Source organism: Paenibacillus sp. FSL R5-0766 (assembly GCF_037971845.1).
Classification (GTDB): Bacteria; Bacillota; Bacilli; order Paenibacillales; family Paenibacillaceae; genus Paenibacillus.
In genome coordinates this window covers 4,429,428-4,443,117 of sequence record NZ_CP150227.1, presented here as the reverse complement: position 1 = coordinate 4,443,117, position 13,690 = coordinate 4,429,428, and the positions used below count along the sequence as shown (strand labels likewise).

Sequence of the window (13,690 nt, the reverse complement as noted above, 5' to 3'; positions counted from 1 at the left end):
TTTTTTTTGCGTCAATCTCAAAGGAGAAGGTAGCCTAAAATGCATATTCGTGTCGCCAGTTTACAAAATCCTTGGATTATCCTTGTGATTTCCCTGCGTGATGGGTATCATTAGTGTGAGGTGACATGACAAACATGGAAAGATTACAAAAAATTATCGCACAGGCAGGCATTGCATCCCGCCGCAAGAGCGAGGAACTAATCCTGTCCGGCAAAGTAGAAGTTAACGGGGAGGTCGTAACCGAACTGGGTACAAAAGCGAACCCCGAAGAGGATATGATTACGGTTAATGGAAAACCGATCCGCAGTGAGAAAAAAGTGTACTTGATGTTAAACAAGCCAAAAGGTGTAATCACAAGTGCATCTGACCCGGAAGGTCGGAAAATTGTGTCCGACTACCTGAAAGGTGTCAAGGAACGTGTATATCCTGTGGGTCGTCTGGATTATGACACAGAGGGCTTATTGATCCTTACCAATGATGGTGAGTTTGCACATTTGCTGACGCATCCGAAGCATCACGTACCCAAAACGTATCATGCAACGGTTAAAGGTGTGCCGCATGGTACAGCTCTGGAGAAATTAAAGACAGGCATTATGCTGGATGACGGCATGACTGCTCCTGCAGAGGTAGAGTACAAAGATGTGGATACAGCGGCCAATGAGTCGGTTATTTCCATTACGATCTATGAAGGACGTAACCGTCAGGTTAGACGTATGTTCGAAGCAATCAACCATCCGGTAACCCGTCTGAAACGGATTTCGTTTGGTGGTATTTTGCTACAAAACCTGAAACGTGGTCTGACTCGTCATCTGACCAAAGAAGAAGTTAACAACCTAATTACCCTCGCACAATCAGAACCAGCCAAAAAAATGAAAAAAAGGTAATGTGAGGACACATAATTTTCATAAAACCGCCGCAGTTTTGTGACGAAATTCGCTATAATTGTTCATAGGATGTTCACAGTTGTCTTAGACCAATAAGATGCGAATGCTACAGTCACTTAAAAGGGGAGCAGCACATGGGGAAATCAAGAAGAACGGTGCAAATCGTCATTTTGTTATTGATCCTGGTGTTGGGCGGATATGCGATTACCACATCGGTATCCGGCTCGAATGGCAAGCCAAAGGAAGGGGACAAGTCTCCTTCTTTTGAACTGCTGGGCCTGGATGGTCAAGTTCATATGTCTGATGAGTACAAAGGAAAAGCGATGGTGATCAATTTCTGGGGCACATGGTGTGAACCTTGTGTTAAAGAAATGCCTGCACTTCAGGCGCAAGCTGACAAATGGAAGGAACAGGGAGTGCAATTTGTCGGGATTAATGTTGGAGAAGACCAGATGACCGTGGATAATTTTGTTCGGCAGGTTGGGGTTACGTTTCCAATCATGCTTGATCGGGAGAAAAACTCGGTTCGTGATTTTGGGATCTCTCCGATGCCAACGACATTCTTTGTATCCGACACGGGCAAAATCTCTACCATTCATATCGGTCAACTTGATTTGGACACACTTGACGCTCAAATTTCGCAACTGGCGAAGCAGCCCTGACAGGAGGTCTATTCGTGTTCCAAAATACCAAATGTGAGTGCGGACACCAGAATCCGGTAGGCACTGTACTATGTGAAGCATGTGGGAAACCGCTGCTGGAGTCTGAAGCTAAATCGGATGAAGTGTTGGAAATGCGTTATGATGGCATGGCGCGCCGTTCACAGCGTAGTAATCCCAACATCATTGACCGCATATGGAACTTTTTTTCTTCCGTTAAAATTGCTGTCTATATGATTGTTTTTACGCTTGTAGGTTCTATGCTTGGTACAATCTATCCGCAAGAAAGTACATTCTTGAATATTGATCCTTCCGTGTATTACAAAGAAACATACGGTCAGTTGGGTCATATCTATTATCTGTTGGGTTTATCCCATACATACGAATCCTGGTGGTTTATTCTACTGCTGGTGCTGATTGGGGCATCATTGGTGATATGCAGTCTGGATCGCGTCCTGCCGCTCTACAAAGCATTGAATAAACAGAGAATACGTAAGCATACGCAATTTTTGACAAGACAGCGTCTGGTGTACCAAGGTACCATCGAAGAGGCACCAGAAGACTGGATTAAGAAAGCGGTTACGCCGCTGAAAAAGAAAGGATACCGCGTGCACACCCAGGGGGATGCATTACTCGCAGAGAAACAGCGATTCAGTCGATGGGGCCCATATGTCATCCATATTGGACTCATTATATTTCTGCTGGCGGTGCTCGCACGAGGGCTTCCAGGTCTGAATCTGGACGAGCATGTCGCTTTTCCTGAAGGTGAGATCAAAAAGATCCCGAATACGTCGATGTATCTGCAAAATGAACAGTTTAATGTTGAATTCTACAGTGAGGAAGAAGTACCTGAGCAATTCCGTAACCTGAATAAGACCGTTCCAAAATTGTTCGAAACAAAAGTTGTTTTGTATGAATGTACAGCAGATTGTTCAGATCTCTCGAAGAAACCTCAGTTAGCTGAGGTAGCCAGACATGATGTACGCGTGAATCATCCATTGAATTATAACGGTCTGAAAGCATATCAGTTTGATTATGATCTAACACCCACCATTCGGTCCGTAACGCCTGATCTGGTCAATACAAAGACGGGTGAAGTATATGGGCCAATTAAGATCGATATGGTAGATACCCAAAGAACATTTGAAGCTGGTCCTTATAAGCTCACGGTAAAAGAAAAGTTTATGGACTTTGGATTGGATGAGAATGGTCAGCCCAAATCAAAATCGCCTTCACCTAATGCACCTGCTTTTCTCTTTCTCATCACGGGACCGGATCTGCCCGAAGAGGGGATACAATATCTGTACTTTGCGAAGCAGATTGATAAACAACGGTTTCAACAGGATGCGATTAACCAACAGCTGATTGGAGCTGATATTCCTTTACAGCTGGAAGTAGACAGCATGGACAAGGTCGATATTATTCAGTCCGTAAGTTATCTCAATATAAGAGTGGATAAGGCAATGCCTTTTGTGTGGGTAGGAGCCGGTATTGTTATGTTGGGTCTGGTCATGGGTTTTTATTGGCATCATCGCCGCATCTGGATTCGTTTTGATGATAAACAGCTCACCTTGGGTGGACATACCAACAAAAACTGGTTTGGCTTCAGGCGTGAAGTTGCGGCCGTTTTGAAACAGATGAATCTGGAAGTTGAAGAGAAGTCGTTGGATAACGGGGGGAACCAGGCATGAGATTATTGGATTTCAGCAGCGACGCATTTATCGTATCTTTCTTTCTCTATTGTGCTGCATTCTTGTTATATGCTGTCGCGGTCATGGGCAAAAAATGGAGTAATCGTGATCCTCTGGACCATATGAATCGCTGGGGTAAAAGAGCTTTTATCGCTTCGACTGTCGCCTTGGCGGCACATATCGTATTTTTTGTAACCCGATGGGCTGGGGCAGGTCATATCCCGGTTAGTAACATGTATGAGTTCATGTCTTTTCTGTCCATGATGATCATGGTTGCATTTATTGTTGTATATGCCATATACCGCAAGTCATTACTGGGTTTGTTTGCTTTACCACTTACCATTATTATTATGGCGTACGCCGCTGTATTTCCTCAGGAGGTACAACCATTAATCCCGGCGCTTCAGTCCATCTGGCTGAAAATTCACGTGACGTTGGCGGCGCTTGGTGAAGCATTCTTCGCCGTGGGTTTTGCCGCAGGGTTCATGTATTTGCTCCGTACTGTTGATTTCAGTGGTAAGGACAAATCTTCAAGACGTCAACGAGGATGGGTTGAATTCACCCTGGTTACGATTGTTGTAGTCATCGGATTCATCGGAACGGTATTTGCCTTTCGTACAGCTGGTTACGAGGCGGTTTTTGTACAGAAAACGGTCAGCATTGACACAGAGGTACAGGAAAATAGTACAATAGAGAAAGTGATTTATCGCATGCCTCCGATTTTTGCACCATATAATAGCGAAGTGGAGAGCATGACACCGTTTCTTGGCATAAAAAAACCTTTACTTGAGACGCCTTCCTGGATGAACGGGGTAAATGCCGGGCGCAAGCTGAATACGGTGGTTTGGTCACTTATTGTAGGTCTGATCCTGTATGGAATTGTACGACTTCTTGTGCGCAGACCACTGGGACAAGCGTTACAGCCAATGATGGATGGAATCGATGCCGATGATCTGGATGAGATAAGTTATCGCGCGATTGCCATTGGTTTTCCGATATTTACGCTGGGAGCATTAATTTTTGCCATGATCTGGGCTCAGATTGCCTGGAGTCGCTTTTGGGGTTGGGACCCCAAAGAGGTGTGGGCATTGATTACATGGCTATATTATAGTGTGTATCTGCATTTGCGTTTATCCAGAGGTTGGCAAGGTCAGAAGTCTGCATGGCTTGCAGTTCTTGGTTTCCTGGTGGTTATGTTTACGCTGGTTGGAGTGAATCTGATCATTGCCGGATTACATTCTTATGCTGGAGCTGACTAGGACAGACTCGTATTGCAAAGGTTGAGTTTAGAAGCGGGAAACACAAACGTACCTTTTTATTGAAGGGTATTCAAATATTGTTCGTCAGATCGAACATAATAGAAGTGATGAGGAGTTATTGCAAAGGGGCTGGAGAGGCATGGCTGAACATGAGAATCGAATACTGGTCGTGGATGACGAAGAGAGAATCCGCAGGCTTTTGAAAATGTATCTTGAAAAAGAAGGTTATGAAATCGATGAAGCTGAGGATGGGGAAACTGCGCTGCGTAAAGCAACAGCAGGGGACTACGGTCTGATTTTGCTTGATGTGATGTTGCCGGGTATGGATGGAGTTGAAGTGTGTACCCGTCTTCGTCAGGTGAAATCAACGCCGGTTTTGATGCTCACTGCAAAAGGTGAAGAGATTAACCGGGTTCAAGGCTTCGAAGTTGGCGCTGATGATTATGTTGTAAAACCATTCAGCCCGCGTGAAGTGATTTATCGCGTCAAAGCGATTTTGCGTCGATCTTCCGCGACAGCTTATCTCTCCAAAGAGAGCAATTCGAGTAACAACATCGTGTTCCCGCATCTGGTTATTGAGCATGATGCCCACCGGGTAACCGCTGGTGGCGAAGAGATTAGTCTTACACCAAAAGAATATGAATTGCTGCACTACCTGGCAACATCTCCCGACAAAGTTTTCTCCAGAGAAGAATTGCTCAAAGATGTATGGAATTACGAATTCTTTGGCGATCTTCGTACCGTGGATACGCACGTGAAGCGTCTTCGCGAGAAACTTAACAAGGTATCGCCTGAATCGGCGGCCATGATTACGACGGTGTGGGGTGTGGGTTATAAACTGGAAGTACCGAAGTAGTTTTAGTTTCTGGAGATCACTGGTCGGGAAGTTATGGATCACTATTATCTGCCTTGTGGGTTGTGTACTTATAGCGCTGGGTCTTTTTTTGCTGCCCTACATTGATACGAACTTTGCAGAATCCGAATCCAGAGATATTAAGCGGTTGTTCACCTATATCTGTATAATCGGATTCAGTTTAACCACGTTTTTTGCATTGTTTCTATTCACTAAAATAACGCAGCCCATGCAGCAATTGATTCAGGCAGCCAATGCGATTCGCAAAGGGAACTACGGAACACGTCTCTCCCTGGTAACGAGTGATGAGATTGGTGAACTTGCCAACACATTTAATCATATGGCTGCCCAACTGGAAGATAATATTCGAAACCTTAACCATGAGAAGGAACATTTGGCGAGTGTGCTTCGCAGCATGACCGATGCGGTGGTTACATTTGATGGTGAAGGCAAAGTTATTCTGACGAATCCGCCTGGAGAGAAGATCATGCAGGCATGGTATGATCTCGATTGGGCAAAAATGGACGAAGGACAAGAATCCGAGCAGTCTGACAAGACTTCGCGTGATGTACCTGAGCCCCTTCTTCCTTTGTTCAGAATGGTGATGGAGCAAGGTGGGGACCAGAACTCCAATGTTCACGTACAGCAAGGTGTCTGGTCTGTTCAGATGGCACCGTTGTACGCTGACAGTGTTGTCAGAGGGGCTGTGGCTGTCTTAAGAGATGTAACAGAAGAAGTGCGACTGGAGAAAATGCGGCGTGATTTCGTAGCTAACGTATCTCATGAGATACGAACTCCGCTATCCATGATGCAAGGCTACAGTGAAGCCCTTCTGGACGGCATGGCAACCTCACCGGAAGAGAGCGAAGAACTGATCCAGGTCATTCATGATGAGTCCCTGCGGATGGGCAGACTGGTTAAAGACTTGCTTGATCTGGCACGGATGGAAGCTGGACACACGGACATGGTGATGAAGGAAGTTGACCTCGGAGAGCTACTTGAACGTGTATATCGGAAGTTCTCTGTGCGTTCAAAAGAACAGGGAATTCAACTGCACTTTGAGTTCGAACAATCAACCATTGAACTTCAACAAGCAGATGAGGATCGACTTGAGCAAGTATTTACGAATTTGCTGGATAATGCGTTCAGACATACACCTACTGGCAAAAATGTAATGATCTCAGCCGAGCGGGTCACTTATCTTCGTGCTCCATTTGTCAGAGTTTCTGTAAAGGATCAGGGTGTAGGCATCCCTTCATCCGACTTGCCATTTATTTTTGAACGATTCTACAAAGCAGACAAGGCTCGTGTTCGGGGAGAAAGTGCAGGTACGGGGCTTGGGTTAGCGATTGTGAAAAATATTGTTGATGCGCATCAAGGCATGATTACTGTCAATAGTGTACTTGGCGAAGGAACAGAGTTTATTTTGCAATTTCCTTTGGATTCATCGAAATAGCCTGAATTTCATACAAAAAGTGCGGAAACACCCTCTTAAGGAGGGTGTTTTTTTGTTGAAGACTACCGTTTAATCTTGTTCAACGTGGAACATGAATGGTCTTTTTTTGACTAAAAAGAGTGTCCAAGATAAATTTCCTTCTTATGTTACATAAGCTTGAAAAGCAAGCAAGATAGAGGAGGATTGAGTAAAGCATGTCCGATGATCGAAAAAGGGTCAATATTAAAGCATTCCTGGAAGGCAGATCTTTTAGAGCGGGCTCTCCGTTTATTCCAATAACCACAATAGAACTGGAGCAGTTTGAATCCATACTTCGTTCTTTGGCTGTGGCTATTCCTGCTGCAATCAGTCAGCCGACTTCAGCCAATATAATGTCTTTGCAGAACGCATTACGTCAGTTACTTACTTTTGTGAATCAATCCGGATTTCGTGCCGGGGTAAAGGCAGAATTACAAGCCGTATTGGAATTAACGATTGCAGGGTCAGAGGTTGTCCCTGTTCCTCTTATTAATCTCGCAGGTAACTTGCAAAACTTACTGGATGACTTGTTAAGTGTGACGTTGCTTCTGGAAGCACCACCTGCAGAAAAAGATAAACTTGTGGGATTAATTCGATCAATCTCCATATCATTAGGCCGGGCGACGACAACTCTTGGAACTGGAGGGATTACCGGACCAGCTGGTCCACAGGGAGTGCCAGGAGTTCCGGGGGTACCCGGTGTCCCGGGAGTCCCTGGGGTGAAAGGGGCTACTGGAACACCTGGAGGAATTGGCCCAGTCGGTCCACAGGGAGCACAGGGGTCGGCAGGAGCACCTGGTGTTGGCTTGAACAATATTACTGCATATGATCCTGCACTGGGACCAACTTATGCTCAAGGTCAAGTAGTAAGCTACGAGGGCAGTCTTTATGTTGCCAACGCAAACGGTCCCTTGGGTACACCCGGAAGTTCTCCAGACTACACTCTTTTGCTGTCAGGTGGAACGACGGGAGCAACCGGAGCTGGTTTGACAGGAGCCGTGGCATTTAATCCAGCACTCGCCCCGGGTTATCCAGCAGGTCAAGTCATTACGTATAACGGTAGTACTTACATTGCGAGTGTAGCTGGCCCTCTAGGAACACCAGGATCTTCATCAGATTACACATTAATCGCTGCTGCGGGGGCGAGTGGTGTAACTGGAGCCACAGGTGCAGGATTAAGTGGCATCGTGCCATTCGATCCCGCATTAGCCCCAACATATCCATCTGGACAGATCGTCACGTTTGGTGGCAGTACTTACATTACAAATGTCGCTTCGCCAACGGGTACGCCAGGAAGTTCGCCAGATTATACGTTGTTAGCAGGATCGGGAGTTACAGGTGCGACCGGAGCTACGGGCATCGGTCTCAATGGTGCAGTTCCGTTTGACCCTGCAGTAGCTCCAACGTACCCAGCAGGTCAGGTCGTTACCTTTAATGGCAGTACGTATATAACGACTGTGGCTTCTCCTACGGGTACGCCAGGTACTTCGCCAGACTATACATTGCTTGCAGGTGCAGGACCTACAGGAGCCACAGGTGCGTCAGGTGAAACGGGAGCTACAGGCGTAGGTTTGAGTGGCATTGTACCATTCGATCCAGCCGTAGCCCCAACTTATCCAGCGGGTCAAGTAGTAACGTTCAACGGCAGTACGTATATTACGAATGTAGCATCGCCAACCGGAACGCCGAGGACTTCACAGGATTACAGATTGCTTGCTGGAGCAGGAGCAACGGGAGTTACGGGAGCAACTGGAGTTGGAGTAACGGGAAGTACCGGAATCACAGGAGCATCGGGCGTAACAGGAGCGACAGGCGTAGGTTTGAGTGGTATCGTACCATTCGATCCAGCCGTAGCCCCGACGTATTCATCGGGTCAGGTCGTCACTTTCAATGGCAGTACGTATATTGCAAATGTGGCATCGCCAACCGGAACGCCGGGCACATCGCCGGATTACACGTTGCTTGCTGGGGTGGGAGCAACGGGTGTGACGGGTGCAACTGGCGTTGGAGTGACAGGAAGTACTGGTGAAACAGGAGCGACTGGTCTTGTGGGGTTGACTGGGGCGACAGGTGTAGGTTTAAGTGGTATCGTACCATTCGATCCAGCCGTAGCCCCGACGTTTTCATCGGGTCAGGTTGTAACGTTCAATGGCAGTACGTATATTGCAAATGTGGCATCGCCAACCGGAACGCCGGGCACATCACCGGATTACACGTTGCTTGCTGGGGTGGGAGCAACGGGTGATACAGGAGCAACCGGCGTTGGAGTGACAGGAAGTACTGGTGAAACAGGAGCATCAGGGGTAACGGGAGCGACAGGCGTAGGTTTGAGTGGCATTGTACCATTCGATCCAGCCGTAGCCCCAACTTATCCAGCGGGTCAAGTAGTAACGTTCAACGGCAGTACGTATATTACGAATGTAGCATCGCCAACCGGAACGCCGAGGACTTCACAGGATTACAGATTGCTTGCTGGAGCAGGAGCAACGGGAGTTACGGGAGCAACTGGAGTTGGAGTAACGGGAAGTACCGGAATCACAGGAGCATCGGGCGTAACAGGAGCGACAGGCGTAGGTTTGAGTGGTATCGTACCATTCGATCCAGCCGTAGCCCCGACGTATTCATCGGGTCAGGTCGTCACTTTCAATGGCAGTACGTATATTGCGAATGTGGCATCGCCAACCGGAACGCCGGGCACATCGCCGGATTACACGTTGCTTGCTGGGGTGGGAGCAACGGGTGTGACGGGTGCAACTGGAGTTGGAGTGACAGGAAGTACTGGTGAAACAGGAGCGACTGGTCTTGTGGGGTTGACTGGGGCGACAGGTGTAGGTTTAAGTGGTATCGTACCATTCGATCCAGCCGTAGCCCCAACGTATCCAGCGGGTCAAGTAGTAACGTTCAACGGCAGTACGTATATTGCGAATGTAGCATCGCCAACCGGAACGCCAGGGACTTCATCGGATTACACATTGCTTGCGGGCGCAGGAGCGACAGGTGTGACCGGTGCAACTGGCGTTGGAGTGACAGGAAGTACCGGAGCTACAGGAGCATCAGGGGTAACAGGAGCGACAGGCGTAGGTTTGAGTGGCATTGTACCATTCGATCCAGCCGTAGCCCCGACGTATCCAGCAGACCAGGTTGTAACGTTCAATGGCAGTACGTATATTGCGAATGTGGCATCGCCAACCGGAACGCCGGGCACATCGCCGGATTACACGTTGCTTGCTGGGGTGGGAGCAACGGGTGTGACGGGTGCAACTGGAGTTGGAGTGACAGGAAGTACTGGTGAAACAGGAGCGACTGGTCTTGTGGGGTTGACTGGGGCGACAGGTGTAGGTTTGAGTGGCATTGTACCATTTGATCCAGCCGCAGCCCCAACGTATCCATCGGGTCAGGTCGTTACTTTCAATGGTAGTACGTATATTGCGAATGTGGCATCGCCAACCGGAACGCCGGGCACATCACCGGATTACACATTGCTTGCGGACGCAGGAGCTACGGGAGTTACGGGTGCAACTGGAGTTGGAGTAACGGGTAGTACTGGAGCGACAGGTGAAACAGGAGCAACAGGCGTAACGGGATTGACTGGCGCAACGGGAGTAGGCGTAACAGGTGAAACAGGAGCCACGGGAGTCGGCATAACGGGAATAACCGGAGCAACTGGTGTCACGGGGGAAACCGGGGCCACGGGAGTGGGCGTAACAGGAAGTACCGGGGCAACAGGTGCGACTGGGGAAACAGGAGCCACAGGTATAACTGGAGCCACAGGAGTCGGTGTAACGGGAATTACCGGGGCAACAGGTGCGACTGGGGAAACAGGAGCCACAGGTATAACCGGAGCCACGGGAGTCGGCGTAACAGGAATTACCGGCTCAACAGGTGCGACTGGGGAAACAGGAGTTACAGGTATAACTGGAGCAACAGGAGTCGGTGTAACGGGAATTACCGGGCCAACAGGTGCGACTGGGGAAACAGGAGCTACAGGTATAACCGGAGCCACGGGAGTCGGCGTAACGGGAAGTACCGGAGCAACCGGTGTTACGGGGGAAACCGGAGCAACTGGTGCTACAGGTATAACCGGAGCCACGGGAGTCGGTGTAACGGGAATTACCGGAGCAACTGGTATCACTGGGGAAACAGGAGCCACAGGTATAACGGGAGCAACGGGAGTTGGCCTAACGGGAAGCACCGGAGCAACTGGTGCGACTGGGGAAACAGGAGCTACAGGAGCCACGGGAGTGGGCGTAACCGGAAGTACAGGAGTTACCGGAGCAACAGGTGCAACAGGAACATCTGTAACATCTAACTCGGCTTTTGCTGAGAACACTAATGGTACGATTGTTGTAATATTGGGTGGTACACTCGTTCCATTACCGAATAACCAAAATATTGGCACAGGTATAACCGTCAATGGGGCTAATGACACCTTCACGCTGACCAATGCAGGTCGTTACTATATCTCATACAAAATAAGTCTGACAGCTGCACTTGCTATCCAATCTCGGGTTTTACTTAACGGTACAGCTATTCCAGCGAGTGTAGTATCTCCAGTACTTTCTCTCAGTCAGCTGCAGTCTGACTTTATGGTCACCGTTACCGCTGGTTCAACAATACAGTTACAATTATTCGGGCTCGTTGGCACAGCTATTCTTTCTCCTCCGGGAGCTACACTAAACATTATTCAGTTAAGTTAAATTTTGTTTGCAAGCTTCATCACCGATATTTCAGCGGGTACACAACAAAAAAAGACGGGAACCACGAGGGTCCCGTCTTTCCTTTTACATATAGAAATATGTTTGATTATTCCAGAACAATTTCAACAGCAGTATTGATTTCTGGCAGCGCAGCAAGCTGCACAAGCACATCTTTTGGAACAGCTTTATCTACGGTCAGAATCATGATCGCTGCACCACCAATAATTTTACGTCCAACTTGCATGGATGCGATGTTGACATCGTTTTGTCCAAGCAGGGTCCCTACACGTCCGATAATACCTGGTTTATCGTTGTGGGAGATCAAAATTTGATGACTTTCCGGTGCGATATCTACCGGGAATTTGTCCAGACGAACGATACGCTCTCCATAACCTGCAAGCAATGTACCCGCTACACGACGTTCCTCAGCATCCTGAGTTGTAACCAATGTTACGGTAATCAGGTTAGTAAATCCTTTAGTTGCTGAGGTTTGGCTTACAACCACATTCAGATCACGGATTTTGGCCAGATGCATGGAGTTAACGATGTTGGCTTCCCCACCCAAATGTCTGGCGAGAATACCCTTCACAATGTAACGTGTGAGAGGAGAAGTATCTACTTCAGAAAGTTCACCAGCATAGTCAATCCGAATCTCCTGCACTGCATTTTGTGTAATCTGTGCTGCAAAACTACCCAACGTTTCACCCAGTTTGAAATACGGCTGCAATTTGTTCATCACGGTTGGTGCAACAGCCGGCATGTTAACTGCGTTTTTAAACGGTTCGTTACGCAAAATGTGAAGCACCTGTTCCGACACATCGATAGCCACGTTCTCTTGTGCTTCTACTGTGGATGCACCAAGGTGAGGCGTAACGATAATGCTTGGGTGATTCAGGAACGGGTGGTCAGCGGCTGGCGGCTCGCTTTCAAATACGTCAAAAGCTGCACCAGCAACAATACCTTGATCAATGGCTTCCACAAGTGCCATTTCGTCAACTACACCACCACGCGCACAGTTGATGATACGCATGCCTTTTTTCATCACTTCGAATTGTGGACGTGAAATCATATGCCGTGTTTCCGGTGTTAATGGCGTGTGAACGGTCATGAAGTCCGCATTCCGAATGATATCATCTACACTAGCAAGTTTCACTTGCAGCTTCTCGGCACGCTCCTCCGTGAGGAACGGGTCGTAAGCAAGAATGTCCATTCCGAATGCTTTGGCGCGCTTGGCAACTTCACTACCGATCCGTCCCATACCCAGTACACCGAGCGTTTTATTTCTTAATTCCACACCCAGGAAGGTTTTACGATCCCACGTACCCTGAATTGTTTTGGCATATGCCTGAGGAATGTGTCGTGCCAATGCCATCATCATGGCAAACGTGTGCTCACAGGTTGTGATGGTATTGCCATCAGGTGCATTAATAACGATGATACCGCGCTGTGTAGCAGCTTCCAGATCAATGTTATCTACACCAACACCTGCACGTCCGATCACCTTAAGGTTGGTACCAGCCGTCATAATACGATCTGTAACACGAGTCTGGCTGCGAACCAAGAGGGCATCATAATCACCAATAATGGCAACAAGTTCATCTTCACTAAGACCGGTTTTCTTCTCAACAACAACATCATTTGCATCCACCAGTTGCTGGATTCCCAGATCACTGATTGGGTCCGACACTAACACTTTGTACATGGTTTCTTCCTCCTTAGGTATGTGTATCTATATCGTCAAGGTCTGACCTCAGCGAAGAGGTATTCCTTAAAACCAGGTTGATTCTTCCGCCCAACAACGCGGTGTCGCAACAGAGGGGGAAGGTGAAGCAAATAGAGTGATCCCACAGATATCCTTTAAAATAAATCAAAAAACTCTCAATCCACATACTGCTTGCGCAATAAGGGACGAGAGTTGTCGTGGTACCACCCTAATTCACCGCCGTTTCGCAACGACAGTCTTAGCGGTCAATGAAGACCGAAGAGGATAACGGGTCTAAACCGATTGCACCTACTCCAATTTCAATGCAATAACTCAGGAGCGCTCAAGACCATTTGCCTGCCACCGATTCACACCTACCATCGGCTCTCTGTAAGACGAAGCAACGTCTTTTTTCCATCATCGTGTTTAACGTGACTAATTTTTTCATAATGTATCATGGCTGACATGAGC

At 47.9% G+C, this 13,690-nt stretch carries 8 protein-coding genes and 1 other annotated feature; of the genes, 7 read left to right on the top strand and 1 reads right to left on the bottom strand.

Going from position 1 to position 13,690, the window contains the following annotated elements:
• Nucleotides 1-134 precede the first annotated feature (134 nt).
• From MKY66_RS19160 to MKY66_RS19130, 7 genes are all read left to right on the top strand, one after another.
• Nucleotides 135-884: a pseudouridine synthase gene (locus MKY66_RS19160; protein ID WP_036607741.1), complete on the top strand. Its 750-nt coding sequence runs from the start codon at nt 135-137 to the stop codon at nt 882-884.
• Between the two features lie 134 nt (nt 885-1,018).
• On the top strand, nt 1,019-1,546 hold the full coding sequence (locus MKY66_RS19155; RefSeq protein ID WP_076215886.1) for a redoxin family protein: 528 nt from the start codon (nt 1,019-1,021) through the stop codon (nt 1,544-1,546).
• A 14-nt stretch (nt 1,547-1,560) separates the two neighbouring features.
• Nucleotides 1,561-3,234: a cytochrome c biogenesis protein ResB gene (locus MKY66_RS19150; RefSeq protein ID WP_076215888.1), complete on the top strand. Its 1,674-nt coding sequence runs from the start codon at nt 1,561-1,563 to the stop codon at nt 3,232-3,234.
• Complete coding sequence (ccsA, locus tag MKY66_RS19145; protein WP_076215891.1) at nt 3,231-4,493, top strand: cytochrome c biogenesis protein CcsA; 1,263 nt, start codon at nt 3,231-3,233, stop codon at nt 4,491-4,493. The genes MKY66_RS19150 and ccsA overlap by 4 nt, the downstream gene beginning before the upstream one ends.
• Before the next feature lie 139 nt (nt 4,494-4,632).
• Nucleotides 4,633-5,349 (top strand): response regulator transcription factor, encoded by a 717-nt coding sequence (locus tag MKY66_RS19140; RefSeq protein ID WP_017687664.1) that lies wholly within the window; start codon nt 4,633-4,635, stop codon nt 5,347-5,349.
• A 55-nt stretch (nt 5,350-5,404) separates the two neighbouring features.
• Nucleotides 5,405-6,802: an ATP-binding protein gene (locus MKY66_RS19135; protein ID WP_305956084.1), complete on the top strand. Its 1,398-nt coding sequence runs from the start codon at nt 5,405-5,407 to the stop codon at nt 6,800-6,802.
• A gap of 194 nt (nt 6,803-6,996) precedes the next feature.
• Nucleotides 6,997-11,517, top strand: a complete 4,521-nt coding sequence (locus MKY66_RS19130; protein WP_339805631.1) for a collagen-like repeat preface domain-containing protein — start codon at nt 6,997-6,999, stop codon at nt 11,515-11,517.
• Between the two features lie 106 nt (nt 11,518-11,623).
• Here the strand turns inward: MKY66_RS19130 and serA are convergent, their stop codons facing one another.
• Nucleotides 11,624-13,219 carry a phosphoglycerate dehydrogenase gene (gene serA / locus MKY66_RS19125; protein WP_076209897.1) on the bottom strand — a complete coding sequence of 532 codons (1,596 nt, stop codon included), beginning with the start codon at nt 13,217-13,219 and terminating at the stop codon, nt 11,624-11,626.
• Nucleotides 13,220-13,418: 199 nt separating this feature from the next.
• Nucleotides 13,419-13,649 (bottom strand) — a binding site (T-box leader).
• Nucleotides 13,650-13,690: the final 41 nt, after the last annotated feature.